The 18,842-nt window shown below is 38.8% G+C and carries 20 protein-coding genes; all 20 read right to left on the bottom strand.

Going from position 1 to position 18,842, the window contains the following annotated elements:
• Positions 1–6 precede the first annotated feature (6 nt).
• Entirely contained in the window at positions 7–1,965 is a 1,959-nt protein-coding gene (locus tag H592_RS0102965) for a flagellin N-terminal helical domain-containing protein (protein WP_028867443.1), read from the bottom strand.
• Between the two features lie 712 nt (positions 1,966–2,677).
• A complete protein-coding gene (locus tag H592_RS0102960; RefSeq protein ID WP_028867442.1) occupies positions 2,678–3,364 on the bottom strand; it encodes a MaoC family dehydratase in 687 nt (228 codons plus the stop codon).
• A gap of 30 nt (positions 3,365–3,394) precedes the next feature.
• Positions 3,395–4,099 carry an orotidine-5'-phosphate decarboxylase gene (gene pyrF, locus H592_RS0102955; protein WP_028867441.1) on the bottom strand — a complete coding sequence of 235 codons (705 nt, stop codon included), beginning with the start codon at positions 4,097–4,099 and terminating at the stop codon, positions 3,395–3,397.
• 103 nt (positions 4,100–4,202) lie between these two features.
• The gene (gene lapB, locus H592_RS0102950; RefSeq protein ID WP_028867440.1) at positions 4,203–5,375 is read right to left on the bottom strand and encodes a lipopolysaccharide assembly protein LapB; all 1,173 of its coding nucleotides are present in this window, start codon (positions 5,373–5,375) and stop codon (positions 4,203–4,205) included.
• Positions 5,376–5,381: 6 nt separating this feature from the next.
• A complete protein-coding gene (locus H592_RS0102945) occupies positions 5,382–5,669 on the bottom strand; it encodes a LapA family protein (RefSeq protein WP_028867439.1) in 288 nt (95 codons plus the stop codon).
• A 217-nt stretch (positions 5,670–5,886) separates the two neighbouring features.
• Entirely contained in the window at positions 5,887–6,174 is a 288-nt protein-coding gene (gene ihfB / locus H592_RS0102940) for an integration host factor subunit beta (RefSeq protein ID WP_028867438.1), read from the bottom strand.
• 83 nt (positions 6,175–6,257) lie between these two features.
• The gene (gene rpsA / locus H592_RS0102935) at positions 6,258–7,928 is read right to left on the bottom strand and encodes a 30S ribosomal protein S1 (RefSeq protein WP_028867437.1); all 1,671 of its coding nucleotides are present in this window, start codon (positions 7,926–7,928) and stop codon (positions 6,258–6,260) included.
• Positions 7,929–8,030: 102 nt separating this feature from the next.
• Positions 8,031–8,717, bottom strand: coding sequence for a (d)CMP kinase (cmk, locus tag H592_RS0102930; protein ID WP_028867436.1), 687 nt, complete (start codon positions 8,715–8,717; stop codon positions 8,031–8,033).
• Positions 8,718–8,908: 191 nt separating this feature from the next.
• Positions 8,909–9,697 carry an MlaA family lipoprotein gene (locus H592_RS0102925; RefSeq protein WP_028867435.1) on the bottom strand — a complete coding sequence of 263 codons (789 nt, stop codon included), beginning with the start codon at positions 9,695–9,697 and terminating at the stop codon, positions 8,909–8,911.
• Between the two features lie 298 nt (positions 9,698–9,995).
• A complete protein-coding gene (gene ccmI / locus H592_RS0102920; RefSeq protein ID WP_028867434.1) occupies positions 9,996–11,303 on the bottom strand; it encodes a c-type cytochrome biogenesis protein CcmI in 1,308 nt (435 codons plus the stop codon).
• Entirely contained in the window at positions 11,300–11,794 is a 495-nt protein-coding gene (locus H592_RS0102915) for a cytochrome c-type biogenesis protein (protein ID WP_037070795.1), read from the bottom strand. Before H592_RS0102915 ends, ccmI begins: the two co-directional genes overlap by 4 nt.
• Positions 11,791–12,333 (bottom strand): DsbE family thiol:disulfide interchange protein, encoded by a 543-nt coding sequence (locus H592_RS0102910; RefSeq protein ID WP_028867432.1) that lies wholly within the window; start codon positions 12,331–12,333, stop codon positions 11,791–11,793. The genes H592_RS0102915 and H592_RS0102910 overlap by 4 nt, the downstream gene beginning before the upstream one ends.
• Positions 12,326–14,314 (bottom strand): heme lyase CcmF/NrfE family subunit, encoded by a 1,989-nt coding sequence (locus H592_RS21395; protein WP_051368927.1) that lies wholly within the window; start codon positions 14,312–14,314, stop codon positions 12,326–12,328. Before H592_RS21395 ends, H592_RS0102910 begins: the two co-directional genes overlap by 8 nt.
• A 12-nt stretch (positions 14,315–14,326) precedes the next feature.
• On the bottom strand, positions 14,327–14,797 hold the full coding sequence (gene ccmE / locus H592_RS0102900) for a cytochrome c maturation protein CcmE (RefSeq protein WP_028867431.1): 471 nt from the start codon (positions 14,795–14,797) through the stop codon (positions 14,327–14,329).
• On the bottom strand, positions 14,794–15,000 hold the full coding sequence (gene ccmD, locus H592_RS0102895; protein ID WP_028867430.1) for a heme exporter protein CcmD: 207 nt from the start codon (positions 14,998–15,000) through the stop codon (positions 14,794–14,796). Before ccmD ends, ccmE begins: the two co-directional genes overlap by 4 nt.
• Position 15,001: 1 nt before the next feature.
• Complete coding sequence (locus H592_RS0102890) at positions 15,002–15,763, bottom strand: heme ABC transporter permease (protein ID WP_028867429.1); 762 nt, start codon at positions 15,761–15,763, stop codon at positions 15,002–15,004.
• 121 nt (positions 15,764–15,884) lie between these two features.
• Positions 15,885–16,553: a heme exporter protein CcmB gene (gene ccmB / locus H592_RS0102885; protein ID WP_028867428.1), complete on the bottom strand. Its 669-nt coding sequence runs from the start codon at positions 16,551–16,553 to the stop codon at positions 15,885–15,887.
• Complete coding sequence (gene ccmA, locus H592_RS0102880) at positions 16,546–17,184, bottom strand: cytochrome c biogenesis heme-transporting ATPase CcmA (RefSeq protein WP_028867427.1); 639 nt, start codon at positions 17,182–17,184, stop codon at positions 16,546–16,548. Before ccmA ends, ccmB begins: the two co-directional genes overlap by 8 nt.
• Positions 17,185–17,897: 713 nt before the next feature.
• A complete protein-coding gene (locus H592_RS0102875; protein WP_028867426.1) occupies positions 17,898–18,290 on the bottom strand; it encodes a DUF2802 domain-containing protein in 393 nt (130 codons plus the stop codon).
• A 20-nt stretch (positions 18,291–18,310) separates the two neighbouring features.
• Positions 18,311–18,799 carry a chemotaxis protein CheW gene (locus H592_RS0102870; protein WP_028867425.1) on the bottom strand — a complete coding sequence of 163 codons (489 nt, stop codon included), beginning with the start codon at positions 18,797–18,799 and terminating at the stop codon, positions 18,311–18,313.
• Positions 18,800–18,842: the final 43 nt, after the last annotated feature.

Here is an 18,842-nt window from a genome sequence, read left to right as displayed (position 1 = left end):
CTTAATCTATCCTTGTAATAATGACAGTACGTTTTGTGAACTAGCATTAGCCTGTGACAACATAGAGGTACCTGCTTGTTGTAATATCTGCGCTTTACTCATCTTCGATGTTTCAGCGGCAAAATCTGCATCATAAATACGCGATTTTGCACCTGATAAGTTCTGCGATACATTTTCAAGGTTCGAAATAGTTGACCCTAAACGGTTCTGGATCGCACCTAGATTTGCACGTGAATCAGATATTTTTTCTAATGCATCATCAATTCGGTCAATAGAGTTTGCAGCATTAGCGGCGGTATTCACACTTAATCCTTTACCGACGGCGCCAGAGTTGCCCCCCATGTCAGTTAAACCCAATTTTGCAAAAGCGGCTGCCTGATCACTTTGAGCGCTTGCATTACTGGTGATAGTAACGTCTGCACCATCATCCCCTGTTAAAGTAATTTCACCGCGAGTTGTTACAGCTGTTGAAGTATCAACATCAAATACATCACCCGCATTCGTCTTAACAGCAATATCATTACCCGACTGCGAGCTTAATATTAAGCGTCCGGTTTCATTATCCGCAGTAGCTACCACACCTTGAATGCCTGAATCATTAATGTTAGTCACAACCTGATCTAAGCTTGTGACACCGCTCATATCAATAGAAGCGCCGTTAATAGAAAAGTTAGTAGCCCCCTCTGCAGCCATCTTTGCAACATCTACTGAATATTCAACCTCAGTTTTGGCCGAAGCACTGACACCGGTTTGATCTGAAATAGCATTAATTGCAAAGGCTTTGTCACTAGCAGAGGTTCCCGATACAGCGCCTAAATCAATACCATTAATTTGAATACCATCATTCTCATCAATTTCACCAGAAGTTACCGCACCACCTGTAATATTATCAGATCCGGTTGATACATTAAAACCAAAAGCTTGCACATCAGCAACAGCAGCAGCTGCATCAGAGCCAGCACTCACCTCGACGGGTTCACCATCGGAGCTGGTTAAAGAAACGTAACCAGCATAAGTATCAGAAACCAAACCAACTTGTTCCCCTCCTTGAACTTCAATTGCTTTACCAGTGTCGTTACTTAGCACTAACCCTCCATTACTATTAAGAGAAGCTGTTACCCCACCAACATCACGGTTAATGGTATCTACTAAGTCCTGTGGACTAGAGGTGGCTGCAATATCAACTACTGCTCCTCCATCAACACCTATCTTAAGTGTTCCGTCAGTTGAACCGTCAATTCCGGCAGTACCTTCGACAACATTATAAGCGGAAGCTGTCACGCCGGTTAACCCTTGCTTAGCATTAATAGCCGTCGCAATTTGATCAGCTGCGCCAGAACTAGCAGTTGCCCCTATATCAACACCATTAATAGCAACCAAATTGTCTGCTAATGGACCTGCACCACCGGCTACACGTCCACCATTGAGGTCCCCTAGGCCAGATACGGCATTGAGGTTGAGGTCAGTTGTTGTTACCGAATCAATAGTAAAAGTTAAACTTTCACCTGAGTTAGCACCTATTTGTAATGTGGTACTTCCGCCACTGCCATCAAGTACATTGACACCGTTAAACTGTGTCACGCTTGAAATTCTGTCAAGCTCTTCATATAGTTGATCGACTTCCTCTTGAATTGATGCCCTATTTGATGAAGAGTTAGTATCATTGGCAGCCTGAATTGAAAGTTCACGCATACGTTGTAATATGTTGGTCATCTCATCCATAGCACCTTCAGCTGTTTGTGACATTGAGATACCATCATTCGCATTACGTACCGCTTGGTTGATACCACGAATTTGTGATTCCATTCCCGTTGCAATAGCAAGACCTGCCGCATCATCTTTTGCACTATTAATACGCAAGCCTGAAGATAAACGAGACATTGCTTCGTTTTGGACATTTTGACTCTTGTTGAGTTGACGTTGTGCATTCAACGACATGATATTTGTGTTAATAACCTGTGCCATGATTAACTCCTTTGTTTGTTTCTATCCCATGTTGGGAAAAACCGGCAATATTTGTTTGTTTTGCCGTCAATTTTTACTCTCGGAGTTAATAATGCGAGTTTTATGCCAACTTTTAATATTACTAATCTGATTAAAAAAAATTAAATAAAAATATTTTATATCAATAACTTAATCTAAAAATTAATCATTGAAAAATTTGAAGGCTTACCTGTTAAAAGAAGAATTTTGCTATAAAACAAGAAATCGAGGTCGGGTTTAAATACAGCCACTAAAAAATGACGCGCTACAGGTAAGGGATAAAAAAGCACCTTGATAGGGTTTAATAGCAAGGATTGAGCGATAGATTAAAAATAACAATATAGGATCATCAATGGATCCTTACCATCGCGTCACTATTAAAGCGACAGGTAGCAACAAGTGCTGAGGCCAACAGATGCTAGGTTGTAAGGTGATTAAGGGAGCAAATAAATAAAGAATAGAAAATAGAGGCAAGATCGTGGACCGTCTTTTTTGGGTGGCAATTTTAAGCCGCATTTTTGGCGGTCGCTTTAATTGATAACTTTATAGAATAACTTTAACCGGTAATAGCTTTCTTTAATGATCCATTTTTAAGAAATTCTTATTAAGGCTGCGATCAACAGCATTGATAAGGGTTACAATACAGTGTCAATTTATTGTAACCACTCAAGTTTACTAGATCTTAGAACACCAATTAGAAATAGACCCTGACCACGGAAACGGCCACGCAACCTGGGCGGCGTGTGCCTTGTATTTCCACAGAGATCTCTTTTTCGATCTCTAAACCGCGTTTTATCGGTGATACTTTAATTAAGCGACTGTGTGCACGGATCACACTGCCCGTTTTAACAGGATAAGGAAAACGTACTTGATTAAGTCCGTAATTCACTGTCATTTTTGCATTAGGGTAAGCAGGACGACTGGCATCTACGCTATCGGTTAAATGAGGCAGTAACGATAACGTCAAAAAACCGTGAGCAATGGTGGTTTTAAAGGGGGATTCTTTTTCAGCACGTTCAACATCATTATGTAACCATTGATGATCTTCAGTCACATGTGCAAACTGATCCACACGATCTTGTGTGATCGTCAACCACTCACCTACATGAACTTCTTCACCGATTCTAGTTTGTAAACATAAAAACAATTCACGGGCTTCCGAAGAAACTTGAATCGGTTTTTGTGCAACTTTAACCGAGCGACCATTTTCTAATACTGAATATTCCTTTACCCATGACAGAAGTTGTTCACGATTTTGATGTGCATTCTTCAAGAATAATGAATAATAATCGCGTATTGCCGGTGACATCCATTGTTTGAAATCAAATGCAATTTTTTGCATAAAATCTGCTTTGTATTTAGTAATATCAATTTTTTTCATAAAAAATGACGATCCCTTAACGGAGCTTAATTAACCTAGCGATGCGTTAATTTCATTTAACACGGCAACAGGATCTTCTGCTTGAGTAATCGGGCGTCCAATTACTAAATAATCCGATCCACTTTCAAGCGCTTGTTTTGGTGTTTTAATACGGCGTTGATCACCAGCATCGGAGCCTGCTGGTCGAATACCTGGCGTGATCAGCTTAAATGACTCCCCTAGCAAAGCTTTTAACTCCTGCACTTCATGTGATGAACAAACCACGCCATCTAACCCAGATGATTTAGTTAATGTCGCTAAACGCTTTACTTGTTCTGCAGGTGTCAGGTCAATGCCTAATTCGGTGAGGTCATTTTGATCCATGCTAGTTAATACCGTCACGGCTATCAGTAATGGCGCTTTATCACCGTAAGGTTCTAAAATAGCTTTGGCAGCTTCCATCATACGACGACCGCCACTGGCATGTACGTTAACCATCCAAACCCCTAAGTCAGCGGCTGCTTTCACTGCTTTTGCTACGGTGTTAGGAATATCATGAAACTTCAAATCTAGGAAAACATCAAAACCTTTAGCAACCACTAATTTTACAAATTCAGGACCAAAGTGAGTAAACATTTCTTTACCAATTTTTAAACGGCAAGTACTAGGATCTAGCTGCTCAATAAAAGCCAATGCTTGTTGCTTGTTGTCATAATCGAGTGCAATTACAACTTTAGGGTCGGTAAGCTGAGTCATTTTTATTCCTATATCAAACGTATAATTAGTTACTTATAATGCGTGATTGTTAATTTAAGTGTGATCGTGTATCAAAGTGACCTGATTGTAAATGCACAATCGACTATTCGCCATCTAAACCACGAATCGGTTTAATGCGTCCCCAACTTTTACAAGATGGGCACTGCCAGAATAGTTTTTTAGTGGAATAGCCACATTTTTGACAGCGATATTGAGATCGAGATTTAATTTGCTCACTCACCAAGGTATGTAGAAAGACTAAACTTTCTTTCTCATTATCTGATTGTGCTAAGCGTAAATGATAGGTCATTAAATGATTAAAACCTTTCATGGTCGGATTACGTCTTAGCTCTTGCAACATAAATGCTTGGGCTTCTTCAACGCTTTTAAATTCAGCAATCAAACTAGCTAGTAGGATAACCGCACTTGCGCCTCCCCCTAAACCCACAATATGGTACAAATAATCCATTAACGCTTGTTCTGTATGTAGCTCTTTGTGTAGGGCATATAACTTTTCTAATATTACTTCGGTAAAGTCGATATCTAACTCTGGTACACGTTGTAATACTTCTAACGCTTTTTTCTGCTGTCGCACTTGATCGTAATAATCGGCGATAGCGATACAAGCGCGTATACACTTAGGGTAAGTCACTAATGCTTTTTGATATAACTTGATGGCTTGCTTTTGTTGATCAGGTTTTTTCAATTGGTCCGCTAAGCTGCAATACAGGTAAGATAAGGTTCTTGGTTTGGCTTTATCTTGACCCATTTTATTTAACTGTTCGGTACAATTAATCGCCTCTTGCCAATCTTTTAGTTGTTGGTAGATAAGTAATAGGTTTTCTAGCGCAACTTGTCTGTACTCAGGTGATTCCTTAAGTTGAATAAAGGTTTCTTCACTGCGGTCAAATAACCCCGATTGATAGAAATCTTTACCCAATTGCAACATAGCAAGGTCGCGTTGCTCAAGTGTTAAGTTAGGACGTGCAATTAAGTTTTGATGAATACGGATCGCACGGTCGACTTCGCCATTTTGACGAAATAGATTGCCTAAAGCGAGGTGTGTTTCAATGGTTTCATCATCAACATCTAACAATGCAATAAAATGATCAACGGCTTTATCGGGTTGTTCATTTAATAAAAAATTTAACCCTTGAACATAATCACGGCTTAATTTATTACCTTTTTGCTGTTTTTTCTGATAAACGCTGCGCACGCCCATGTACCAACCATAAAAGGCAGCCACAGGCAGTAAGAGAAAGAAGACTTCTTGCACTAAGAATTAATCTTTTTCAATGTTGGCGCGTAAATCATTCAGCTCTCTACGTTGTTTAACGGTTAATTTACGCAGCTGACGAGCCTTCATTTTTAATGCTAAATAAAAGTAGCTAGCAATAAATATCGCCGTTGAAAAACCCACTGAAAAAACAATCGCTAATAATGTTGATAAGCGTAATTCATTTTGCGCAATGAGATAATTTAAGGTGACGAGCTGTTGGTTTTTTAAACCTATTACAATCACAATAATAAAAAATACCACTGTGATTAATATAGTTAGAAAGCGTTTCATACTGATACCTACACAAGAATAAGAAGTGATGAGTGTATTATAAATCAAGCAGGGAATAAATCATTGATATGATTCCTTTGCTATTATCCTCTAGGATATTGATCAGATTAATACTATTAGCGATGAAATGGCTGCAGAAGTAGACTTTAAAAAAGATTGAAAGAAATGACGAAGAAATAATAGATAAAAAAATGGTGCTTTTCAGCACCATTTTTATTTAGGCATTTATTGCATTAACACGTTCTCTCAATGCTTTACCCGGTTTGAAGTGAGGAACATACTTTCCACCTAGTTCAACCTTGTCGCCTGTTTTAGGGTTACGGCCAATGCGTGGGGCACGGTAATGTAAAGAAAAACTACCAAAGCCTCTGACTTCAATACGCTCGCCTGATGCAAGTGAATTGGTCATTAACATTAATGTTTCTTTAACACTATCTTCAACTTCTTTAACCGACAATTGAAAGTGTTTGCTGGTTAGCCTTTCGATCAAATCAGACTTAGTCATAACTTACCTCGTATTATGTGAATACAAATTAAAAAAGACACCAGTTAATGCTATTAAAGGTGGCTGTTACCAGCCACTTTTAATTATTTGCCTTTAGCAGCGTTAAACGCGTCAAGCATTGCATTACCCATGCTTGCTTCATCTTGTTGCTTCAAGCTATCGATAGCATCTTTCTCATCTGCTTCATCTTTAGCTTTGATAGACAAGCTGATTACGCGGTTTTTACGATCAACACCTACGTATTTAGCTTCAACAGGCTCACCAGCTTTTAATACTGTAGATGCATCTTCGATACGATCACGTGAGATATCTGCAACACGGATGTAACCTTCAACGCCTTCAGTAAGAGTAACTGTTGCACCCTTAGCATCAACTTCAGAAATAGTACCAGTAACAATAGTTCCTTTCTTGAATTCTGCTAAGTAATTGTTGAATGGGTCAGCAGCAATTTGTTTGATACCAAGAGAGATACGTTCGCGCTCTGGGTCAACTTGTAATACAACAGCTTCGATTTCGTCGCCTTTTTTGTAGTCAAGTACTGCTTTTTCGCCTTCAACTTCCCAGCTAATGTCAGAAAGGTGAACTAGACCGTCGATGTTGCCGTCAAGACCGATGAAGATACCGAAGTCAGTGATAGATTTAATCTTACCAGAAACTTTTTGTCCTTTATCGTGTGTTGAAGAGAACTCTTCCCACGGGTTAGCTTTACATTGTTTAAGGCCTAGAGAAATACGACGACGTTCTTCGTCGATGTCTAGAACCATAACTTCAGCCATATCGCCTAAGTTAACAACTTTAGATGGGTGGATGTTTTTATTAGTCCAATCCATTTCAGAAACGTGAACAAGACCTTCTACGCCTTCTTCAATTTCTACGAAACAACCGTAATCAGTTAAGTTTGTTACTTTACCAGTTAGACGAGTTGATTCAGGGTAACGCTTAGCGATTGCAACCCATGGATCTTCACCTAATTGCTTAAGACCTAGTGATACACGAGTACGCTCACGGTCAAACTTAAGGATTTTAACGTTGATTTCTTCACCAACAGTTACGATTTCGCTTGGGTGTTTAACACGTTTCCAAGCCATATCAGTGATATGTAGTAGGCCGTCAACGCCGCCTAAGTCTACGAATGCACCGTAGTCAGTAAGGTTCTTAACGATACCTTTAACTTCTTGACCTTCTTGAAGGTTCTCAAGAAGTTCATCACGTTCAACACTGTTTTCAGTTTCGATAACAGCACGACGAGATACAACAACATTGTTGCGTTTTTGGTCTAGCTTGATCACTTTGAATTCAATATCTTTGTTTTCAAGGTGAGCAGTGTCACGTACCGGACGTACGTCAACTAATGAACCAGGAAGGAAAGCACGGATACCGTTTAATTCAACAGTGAAACCACCTTTAACTTTACCGTTGATAACACCGATAACAGTTTCTTGGTCTTCGTACGCTTTCTCTAATTGGATCCAAGCTTCGTGACGTTTCGCTTTTTCGCGAGAAAGTTTAGTTTCACCGAAACCATCTTCTACAGCGTCTAGAGCTACATCACAAACATCGCCAACTTCAACTTCAATTTCGCCAGCAGCGTTCTTGAATTCTTCAACTGGGATAGCAGCTTCAGATTTAAGTCCAGCGTCAACGAATACTAAGTTGTTGCTAATACGTACGATTGTACCTTTAACAATTGTACCTGGGCGAGTTTCTACTTGTTGAAGAGATTCTTCAAATAGTTCAGCAAAAGATTCCATCATCTATTTATTCACACTTATTTTATACAACCACATACAATCCATTCGTACGGGAGGCAAGAGAGTTACCACTTCATCCATAAAGTAGTATTAGTAAACAACTGATTATTCAGTTGAAATTTTTAATTTAAGTTCAGTTAAGGTTAATATTTTGTCTACAACTTGATCAATCGTTAATGTCGTTGAGTCAATAACTAATGCATCATCAGCAGGTCGTAATGGAGCAATAGCTCGGTTACGATCACGATAATCACGCTCTTTAATCTCGCTTAAAATTTGCGCGATGCTAACATTAAAGCCCTTATCTTGCAACTGATTAAAACGGCGTTGGGCTCGCTCCTCGGCGCTTGCATCTAAGAATATCTTGACCTCAGCCTCCGGAAATACCACTGTGCCCATGTCTCGGCCATCGGCGATTAAACCAGGTTGCTGTAAGAATGCTTTTTGACGTGCCAGCAGGGCTGATCGTACCAGCTCAATAGAAGCGACCTCGGATGCAGCTTGTGCAACCACTTCAGTGCGTAACTTATCACCGACATTTTCAGCGCTTAATAAGGTATCTACACCGCTACCATTAGAGACAAATGAAACTTCTAATGTTAATGCTAAATCCGCTAATCCTTGCGCGTCGTTTAATGCGACTTTTTGTTGTAATGCGGCGTAAGCTAAAATACGATAAAGCGCGCCACTGTCTAATAAATGCCATCCTAACTTTTTCGCTAGAATGTGACATACGGTACCTTTACCTGAACCACTTGGCCCATCAATGGTAATTAAATTTGCAACTGACATATCAACCCCGAGTCTTTGATTAAATTAGTTTTTCGTTTTATTTTTATATTTATATTGCTAGCATTTATGTGGTGCTTTTTTGGCTGTTTTGTAGCAGTAACTCATTTTAGTGTTTGAGCAAATGTTGACAGGAATAATGAAGCAATTCATTTTAACCAACAAACATCTGCTGCTATTTAACGGCATGGCTATTAATCAATTTCATCTAAGAAATCATTCAGCTCTTGTTCTGTTTGTTTTTGTGAACGTTGTGATTTTTGCTGTTGCAGTTTAATAAACTCATCCGAGCTCGCTCCCTGCGAATAAAATTTAAAGGCTTCGTATTGTATATAAGCTTCTTTTACAAAAGTATAAGGATCTAGGGATTGGTCGATTAACGCTTCTTGACCTAATAAACCTTCACGTACGTCTAAGCCATTTAATCCCCATACCACGCCTGATTGCCACAAGTTCAAATAACTCATAGGAAAGTACAAACCATCCACCACATTACCCACTAATATTCTGGTACTACGTGGCCCAATCACAGGCACCATAAGGTAAGGACCATGCGGCACAGACCAATGCCCTAATACATTGCCGAAACTTTCTCTACGACGTTCGATGCCACCGTATTTGGCGATATCAAATAAACCCAACAGGCCAAACGTTGAATTAAAAGTAAAACGAAAAAAAGCATTGGTGGCTTGTTTAAACTCTAACTGCAATAAGTTATTCACAATATTTGAAGGTTCGTCTAAATTAAGCACCATGTTATTAAGTGCCGTTCTGCCTCCGTCGGGCACCCAATCAACATAGGTTTCAGTAACCGGTCTGTAAATGTAACCATCTAAAACATAATAGTTAAAATCCCACACCAAGCGATTAACTGGTTCGATTGGGTCACTCATATAAGTTTCTTTGTCGCCCTGCACACTTTGCGCATACACAGTGCTGTTAGCCAAAAACAACAAAGAAAGTAGAAATGAACGTTTAAGCATATGCTGTACCTTGCGACAAATTAAGTAAGAGATAAATTATTGTAAGAAAAAATACCAATCACACTTATTTAATATAATTGATATAACTTAAGTGCCCACTTTATTGAGGCTAAAAGTTAAATCGTTTGAGTAGTGAACAGATAACAGTATGCATCGATACTGTTATCTGTTGATGTTAATTGTGCCCATTCCGCTAAGTAGCTGATCATATACTTAATGTAATGGAGTTTATTTTACACAATTATTAAAGTGCCAGTTATTAAAATGTCAGATATTAAAGTTGGGTTAATGTAAGCAATCAAGATTGTTGATTGATCTCGATATTAACCGTCGCCTTCTGACCTGCTTTTATGACCTGACTTACACCAGACCATTGTCCGTTGGTTTTATTCACGGTGCCATCAGCTGAAATACGGGCTTTTATAATAAACTGTTTATGGTCACTTAATTTAATACCTTGCATCATGGCATTAGCATCGGATAAAACAACTTTCACAGGAAATTCGTTAATCGGTAATTTAACAGCCGCAATCGGCATAGCAGGACCATTCACAGCTTGTGCATAAACAAATAAAGTACTGTTTTTAGTATAGCTAACTTGTTGTGCAACAGTAATATTAACTTGGTAAGCAGCACCTACTACAGCAGGCGAAGCTTGTGCCTCTGCCGTCGCTTGATTTGCGCTCAGTTGCAGCTCACTCTCAACACCCTCTGCTTGCTGTGATAATTGCTGCTGCGCTAATTGCTTTTTAGCATAATCAATACTGTTACTCAGCATGATCGCTTTTTCACTTTTAGGGTCAACTAACCCCAACATTTTTTGCCAACGCTCAACAGCTCCTGCAAAGTTTTCCTGTTGCAGTGCCATAAAGCCGTACATTGACCATGCATCATAATTATCAGGGTATCTTTGTAAGAAGTTTTTAAGCATTAAAGGTGCCGTTGCTTGCGAATACTCATCACCAATTTTCATTTTTAATTCAATGTATTCTAATTCTATCTCTGGCTTTTCTGGTGCAACGTCTACAGCCTTTTTAATGGCATCCAACGCTAATTCTTTATCCTTAAAAACACGGCCTAAACGGCTGTATAGCACCCAACCTTCAGCATCATTAGGTTGATTAGCTAAATGTGTGCGCAGCCCTAACATTAAGTCTTGTAATTCTTGCTCATTAGGTCGTGCATCATTTTCTTCGAATAATTTTTTATGTATTTCAGGATAGCGCTGTAACGTTTGTTGCCAGTTATTCACTTCTTGAAATGCACCTACTGACCAATACAAAGCAACCGTGGCTAAAACCAGAAATACAACCCCAGGTACCCAGATATGTTGTGCGTTATTTTGCTTACTTTGCTTACCTTCATCAATATCATCAAGCAGGTTGTATTGCAGTTCAGCAACCATTGCCTCTTTATCAACCACCACACCTTGGCTAAGGTCGTCTTCAACTTCTTTCAATCGAATATCGTAAAGCTCATGGTTAAGCTGATTACGGCGATCCTCATTTCGCCCCTGCTGTGCTTTATCACGTATAAAATGGGTTACCATCACCACACTAAATACCAGCAATAATAACAATGCGGCAATAACAAACTGTAAAATCATGATTTTGTATCCTTAGCATGCTGTTTTAATAGCTGCTGTAACTTTTGCTGTTCTTGGTCATCTAAGTTATTTGCTTTTGCTGGTTGTTTTTTAATTTGTCTAATTAATACTAATAAGCCAAATATAATAAACAACAGAGGGCCTAACCAAAGAAATATTGTCGCTGGCGTAACTGGCGGATCATAACGCACAAAATTACCAAATCGCGCTACCATATAGTCCACAACTTGATCTTTGCTTTGCCCTTGTTTCACTAACTCATAGGTTTTATTGCGTAAATCTTTTGCTAACTCAGCATTGGAATCGGCAATGTTTTGATTTTGACACTTAGGACAACGTAACAATTTAGTTAATTCATGAAAGGTTTTTTCTTGCTGCGCATTTTCAAACTCAAAGGTATCAATAGCCGCTTGACTGGCATGAGAGAATAAGATCATGCAGGCAGCGAGCAACAAAGGCAGTAATTTGTTTACTTTATTTAATTGAATCATTGCATATCCTCATAAATAGCCAGCAGTTTATCATTCCAAACTTTATTGTTTAAATCGCCCACATGACGATATTGAATGATGCCATTGCTATCGATAAAAAAGGTTTCAGGTGCGCCATAAACGCCCAAGTCCATGCCTAACATGCCACTTTTATCAAACAGGCTTATTTTGTAAGGGTCATTTAAGTCTTTTAACCAACGAATCGCTTTTTTACGGTCATCTTTATAATTCATCCCGACAATATACAATCCTTGTTTGGCTAATTTATTAAGATAGGTGTGCTCCGCATAACAAGTAGGGCACCATGTAGCCCAGACATTAAGCAACATTTTCTGACCTTTGAAGATACTCGCATCATATTGCTTATCTGCATCATAGATATCTTGCAACGTAAACTCAGGTACAGCTTGCCCGATTAAAGCAGAGTCCAATTTACTGGGGTCACTACCTTTTAATAACGGTGTTGCTAAAAAAATAGCGCCAATGATAAATATAATAAAGGGCACTAATAAGGTTAATACACGACGTTTATTAAGCATCGGTGCCTCCTACAGGTGCTGGTTTATTTTCACTATTTTCAATGTTGTCTTTTTTACTACGGTAACGACGGTCACAGAGCATTAACAAACCACCGAATGCCATCAACAATGGGCCTAACCAGATCCAACGGATAAAAGGTTTATAATAGATACGTACAGCCCATGCGCCATCGGGTAACTGTTCACCCATGGCGATATATAAATCACGCGTGAAACCTGCATTAATTGCGGCTTCCGTCATTGGCATACGCTGCACCGTATAAATGCGTTTTTCCGCTTCCATCACGGCAATCTCTTGTTGATCTTTTTTCACCGTAAACACCCCCATAGTGGCAGTATAGTTTTGCCCATTATGTGGTTTAACTTGATCAAAATGAAAATCATAATGCTCAAAGGCAATATGTTGACCCACGGCTAATTTGACATCTTTTTCGATTGAATAATTTTGTGTCATGGTAATACCGATAATCATCACCGCTAAACCAAAATGCCCAAAACTCATCGCCCAATGACTATTGCCTAACTTCATGACTCCTTTACTAAAGCGATGACGATGTGTTGAACGCAAATAAATTTCATAGATCACACCAACGATGATCCAGAACCCTAAAAACGTACCCATTACCGCTAACCAAGTTAACGAAGGTGCAAAGGTAAATAAGAATATAACGGTCGATAATGTACTTAGAATAAGGATCATCGTTAACGGTTTTTTCAGATCATTAAGTTGCTGACGTTTCCAACGGAATAATGAACCGACACCCACAAATAAAGCAAAAGGTACAATAAGAATGGTGAACATGCGATTAAAGAAAGGTTCGCCGATAGAGATACTACCAAGCCCAATTTCTTTATGTACTAAAGGTAACAAGGTACCTAATAACACTACAATTAAAGCAGCGATTAATAGTATGTTATTAATCAACAATACACTTTCACGCGACACTAACTGGTAACGGCCACGGCTTTTCACTTTTGATGCTTGAATTGCATACAATAATAACGAGCCGCCAATCACTAACACTAAGAAGCCTAAAATAAATAGACCACGTGTAGGATCACTAGCAAAAGCATGCACTGAGACCAACACACCAGAACGTACTAAAAATGTGCCTAATAAACTTAAAGAGAATGCACTTAGGGCTAATAATACAGTCCATGATTTGAACACTCCACGTTTTTCACTAACCGCGAGAGAATGGATCAAGGCTGTACCGGCTAACCATGGCATAAATGATGCGTTTTCTACTGGATCCCAAAACCACCAGCCGCCCCAACCTAGTTCGTAATAAGCCCACCAGCTGCCTAATGCGATACCAACGGTTAAAAACATCCACGCAGCCATCGTCCAAGGACGAGACCATTTAGCCCAAGCACTATCTAAGCGCCCTTCTAACAAAGCAGCAATAGCAAAAGCAAAGGCAACAGAAAAACCCACATAACCCATATAAAGCATAGGTGGATGTATGACTAAGCCAAAATCCTGTAATAAGGGATTTAAATCACGACCATCGATAGGGAAATAAGGCAAGGTTCGATCAAAAGGATTCGAGGTTAAAATAACAAACAAATAAAAACCAAAGGCTAATAAACCTAATACCGCTAACACTCGCGCCACCGACTCAATCGGCAAACGTTTACTCATTAAAGCAACCGCAATGCTCCAAGTCGATAGTAAAAAGACCCACAGTAATAAAGAGCCTTCATGTGCGCCCCACACAGCAGATAAACGGTAATACCAAGGTAATGCGGAATTAGAGTTAGTCGCAATATAACCAATGGTAAAATCATTGATTAAAAAAGAGTAACTTAAAATAACAAAGGAAGTAGCGACGGCCACAAATTGTAAAATAGTAAATATTTTAGCACTACGAATAGCACCTTGGTGCCCCGTATGAACACCGTAAAGTGGATACACAGTTTGTAGCAATGACAGTATACATGCCAAGATTAAGGAAAATTGGCCAATTTCAGGAAGCATTAATCTAACCCTTTAGTTTGATTGTTGTGTTTTTAAATGATCCATACCCTTCAGCGCATCAGCAACTTCTGGTGGCATGTATTCCTCATCGTGCTTAGCTAAGACTTCAAAAGCATCAATAGCATTACGTGATTTTAACACTCCCTGTGCCACGATCCCCTGACCTTCACGGAAAAGATCCGGTAAAATACCATCAAAATAAACAGTGACTTGACCTGCTTTATTATCAATCAGATCAAAACTCACTTTCAAGCTTTCTGGATCACGTTGTACAGAACCATTTAAAACCATACCACCAACGCGTAAGCGCTGGCCGACTTCTGGTTTTATACCTGTTTCGTTTTTACCATTAATGATTTCATCGGGTGTATAAAACAGATCAATATTTTGCTGTAGTGCAAATAACGTCAAACCAATTGCGACAGACAACCCGACAATTAATGAAGAGGTGATTAATAAGCGCTTTTTACGTCTTGGATTCATAGGGTGCCTTCTCTATTTTCAGCTGCTTTAATACGTTGTTCACGCAGTAGGCGTTGTTCAACATGCTTGAATATTTTTTTACGCTTGGCCACTGTGCTGATAACTAACAACAAAACACTGAATAGTGACACGCCATAAGCTAACCAAACATAAAAACTATAACCGCCCATGGCGATAAAGTCGGACCAGGATGCAAATGCCATATTAACCTCGTTTATTAACTGAAGAACTGGATTGTTGTACTAATGCGATCACCCATGGGCGATGACTTTCTCTTTGCAAGATTTCGTTACGAAAACGGTATAACACCATAAACCCTAAAAAAGCGGCAAAGCTGACAATCATGATCAATAGTGGAATTAACATGTCGGTTGCCATCGAAGGCTGATCAAACTTAGTGATAGTTGCCCCTTGATGCAAGGTATTCCACCAGACCACCGAGAAATGAATAATAGGTAAATTAATCACGCCAACTAAGGTTAAAATAGAGGCTGCACGCCCAGCTAATACTTTGTCTGAAAAAGCGTTGTATAAAGCAATAATGCCTAGATATACAAATAATAAAATCAACTCTGAAGTTAATCGTGCATCCCAAACCCACCAAGCACCCCACATCGGTTTACCCCATGCAGCACCAGTAAATAAAGCGATAAAAGTATAAACAGCGCCAATCGGAGCGGTCGCTGCAACAGTCATTTCGGCTAAACGAATTTGCCATACTAAGCCAATAAAAGCGGCAATCGCCATCGTCGAGTATGCGCCCATCGCCATCATCGCTGCGGGTACATGTATGTAGATAATTCTAAAGCTATCCCCCTGTTGATAATCTGCTGGCGCAAATGCCAAGCCCCAGATCATACCCACTATAAAAGTAGGCAATGCAACGGCCAAAAACCACGGCATTAACTTACCTGATAATGTATAACTTTTTTCCGCTTTTGCATAGGGGTGTAACCATTTCCACATAATCGAATCTCTATATTGATCTTTACATTAATAAAAAAGTTTAAATAATACCTGATATTGAGTTATCAGTATTGATCATTAACAAACACAACAGTCTATACGCTGACACTTAGCAAATAGATTAACTAACGCTAACCCTTAATGAAGCAGCAATAGCAAAAGGAGCTAATGTCATTGCTGCAACTAACATGGCACCTAATAACGCTAATAAACCAATATACGATTGCCCAAATGTTGCAGCATCAATCGCCATCGTTGAAAAAATTAAAATAGGAATACTCAAAGGCAGCATAATCAAACTTAACAACACACCGCCTTTGCGTAAGCCAATAGTTAACGCAACGCCAATTGAACCCAGTAAACTCAAAATTGGCGTGCCGATCAGCAAGGTTAAAAACAACGCCCAGAAAGTATTTTCCTGTAGTGATAAAAACACTGCCAATAAAGGAGAAACTAATAAGATCGGCAACCCGGTTAGTAGCCAGTGTGCAAACACTTTGGCACTGACTAACCAGGTTAAAGGTTGTGGTGCTAACATCATTTGCTCTAGAGAACCGTCAATGAAATCATCTTTAAATAAACGCTCAAAGGATAGTAACGCAGCTAGCAAGGCTGCAACCCAGATAATCCCAGGTGCAATACGAGCTAATAAAGCCGGGTCGGTGCCAATCCCTAGTGGAAATAACGTAACCACAATAACAAAAAACCAAATCGGATTTAAAATATCACTTTGTTGGCGGAAAGCCCCTAATAATTCTTTACGTACAATCTGCAAAAAAGCATTAAACATATTGCTCTCCTGCCGCTGGCTTTTGTAAGGTTAATTTCTTATATAATTGTGGTGGTAACAATAAATCTTGGTGAGTCGTTAATATCACCATGCCACCCTTTTCAGCATGTTTAATTAATAATTTTTCAATCACTTGTACGCCATTTTTATCGATTGCCGTAAACGGTTCATCTAAAATCCATAACGGGCAATCACTAAACCACATTCTGGCTAATGCCACACGACGCTGCTGACCGGCTGATAGTTGTGCCGTTGGTACATTCTCATATCCCGCTAAACCTACTAAGGTCAAAATTTCCCATGCATCGAATTTAACCTTGGGATTAAATAAGTGATGGAAATAATGTAGATTTTCAAGTGCGGTTAATTCAGGTTTCACGCCCGACTTATGACCGAGATAAAGCATATTTTGATAATAAGAATCACGATCTAACATTATATTTTGCTGTTGCCAGTGCACTTCTCCTGAATAGGGAGTCGATAACCCCACCAGTAAACGGAATAAGCTGGTTTTTCCCACGCCATTAGGTCCCTCGACCTGTAATATTTCGCCGGGAGCTAGGGTAAAATTTAGATTATTGAACAAAACTCGCTCTTCACGCACACAAGTTAAGTTTTTACACTGAAACATTCTAACTTACCCTTATAGCAATCTTAATAATTAAGTGATCTGCCTTATTTAGCTGCATTTCTTGTTTTTCTGTATCGCCTTATCAAACTAACCTTGCTTACATAGCTGTCTTACATATTTGCTATAACATTCATCGCGATAACATAATGAATTTCATTATTTTTACTTTAACAATAATGCGCTCAAGAGTATGACCAAAAAGTGATACTTTAAAAAGTACAATCGTCATAATATGCCATTTAATGTCATATTAAAATGTTAGCGGATCCTAACATAGAAAAAGCAGGCGAGTAACTATCGGAGATCAGGTAAAATAAGAAAAAATGGGGAAGTTAAGATGAATAATCTATTATTTTAAGAATGGAGGGTATTCACCTCTTTTTTAGTCCCTATATAGGTTAATGATATATAAGTTAATGATATGTAGATTAATGAATTGATGGGTGACAGTATTGAAATGTGTCAATATTGATTGAAAAACAAAAAGTAATGACCTTATGTTGCGACTCAAACCCACTCTCAGCGTCAATAAATAATCATCAAGGCTTTTAACTTCAAGTCAGAACAGGCGGCACTCGCATTTTGAGTTTCATTAAGGTAGTGCTCCTGTGCTTTTATTATGACTAGCAATTTTTTATGACTAGCAATGTTTTCCTTATGACTAACAATGCTTATGTCGTTAAAATTATGTTGCTCAACTTAATTGGCCCAAGTTATTTGCGGTGTAGATTAACTAACAACTCAGCTTCAGCTCGAGGCAATTCACAATCTGTCATTAACTCTTCAACACTTGCTCCAAGCTCAACCATTTTCATGGCTCGTGTATAAAGTCTATTTTCAGGTGCAGAAGCTACTAAGTTAACTTGGTTTTCTTGGGTTTTTCTCACTACTACATCTAACTGCTGCAGCTTCTTCCCCATTCCTACCGCACCAGAATGAATCTCTATAAATTGTTTTTTATGGGCTTCTTGCTGTGCAAGTAAAGACTTCACTAATACTTCTAAAGAGTGCGTTTTTTTACTCATTTTTTTAAATAAAAAAAGCATAGTAATAAAAAAAATAATGGCTAACAAAAGTGCTAGCCAAGGAATATATTGTAAAAACATGTGTTACTCGATACAGGTCATTAAAGTAGGTTTAACTCGTCCCACTCATCATCACTGAGTAATTTGTTTAAATCAACTAAAATTAACAAACCATTGTCGCGGTTACAAACTCCTTGAATAAATTGAGAGCTTTCTTCAGTACCAACATGAGGAGCTGGTTCCATCTCTGATTTTTTCAAATAAACGACTTCAGCAACACTGTCTACTAAAATACCAATCACTTGCTTTTCTGCTTCAATAATAACAATACGGCTATTATCAGTGATCTCTGCAGGCATTAACCCAAAGCGAGAGCGAGTATCAATAACAGTAACCACATTACCGCGCAAGTTGATAATCCCTACTACATAATCGGGGGCCCCCGGCACTGCTGCAATTTCGCTGTAACGCAAAATTTCTTGCACCTGCATTACATTGATACCATATGTTTCGTTGTCTAAAAGAAACGTTACACGTTGAAAAATTTCATCTTCTGATGATTTATCAGACATTTTAGATTCTATATTCATTTTGCCTCTGCTTAAATGTTATTAATTTTAATTTAGTTTAGTA

Source organism: Psychromonas arctica DSM 14288 (assembly GCF_000482725.1).
Classification (GTDB): Bacteria; Pseudomonadota; Gammaproteobacteria; order Enterobacterales; family Psychromonadaceae; genus Psychromonas; species Psychromonas arctica.
Note: the sequence above shows the minus strand (reverse complement) of the source record. Positions and strands in the feature narration are given on the sequence as shown.